This window comes from Tanticharoenia sakaeratensis NBRC 103193, from assembly GCF_000963885.1.
Classification (GTDB): Bacteria; Pseudomonadota; Alphaproteobacteria; order Acetobacterales; family Acetobacteraceae; genus Tanticharoenia; species Tanticharoenia sakaeratensis.
Genome location: NZ_BALE01000062.1, coordinates 1 through 740, shown reverse-complemented (window position 1 = coordinate 740; position 740 = coordinate 1). Strand labels below are relative to the sequence as shown.

The 740-nt window shown below is 60.9% G+C and carries 1 pseudogene; it reads right to left on the bottom strand.

Going from position 1 to position 740, the window contains the following annotated elements:
• Positions 1 to 10 precede the first annotated feature (10 nt).
• Positions 11 to 740, bottom strand: a pseudogene (locus B8446_RS15805) (IS630 family transposase); the annotation flags it as partial.

Here is a 740-nt window from a genome sequence, read left to right as displayed (position 1 = left end):
ATACCAACGGCTATAGCTTCTGACCTGTGTGAGCCCATTGCCTGAGCCCGATTGAGCGTATGGTGTTGGGCAGTGCGACAAGGTTGTTCCAGGCGGTGCAGGCGGCGTCGATGATGTGTTCGATGCCGTCGAACACGGTGTTGGACAGCCAGTTGGCGCGGAGGAACTGCCAGATATTCTCGACCGGGTTCAGCTCCGGTGCCCGGGATGGCAGGAAGATCAGGCTGATATTGCGCGGCAGTTTGAGTTTCGGCGTCGTATGCCATCCGGCGCGATCGAGCAGGACGGCAGCATGAGCGCCGCGTGCGACGCAGCGGGAGATTTCATGGATGTGCAGTTGCATGCTGGCTGTGCCGGTAAACGGCAAAGCCAGCCCCGCCGCCTTGCCGCGCGCCGGACAGATCGCGCCGAACAGCCAGGCGTTTTCATAGCGTTGATCCGCAGGCTGGCGAGGTCGGCTGCCTTGTTTGGCCCATTGCCGGACGATGCCGTTTTTCTGGCCGATACGGGCCTCGTCTTGAAACCACAATTCGATCGGCTTGCCGAGCGGTAGATGACCGGTGTGGGCGCTCAGGATGGTCGGGAAGTTTTTTTAAATGCGTCCACGACGGACGGATCTTGTCCGGGATGGCGCGGGCGGGCGCTGACATGACTGAAGCCCAGACGCTTCAGCAGGGTGGAGACGTGGCGCTCATGATAGGAAACGCCAAAACGCTCCACGATGACCCGCTGCAGATCGA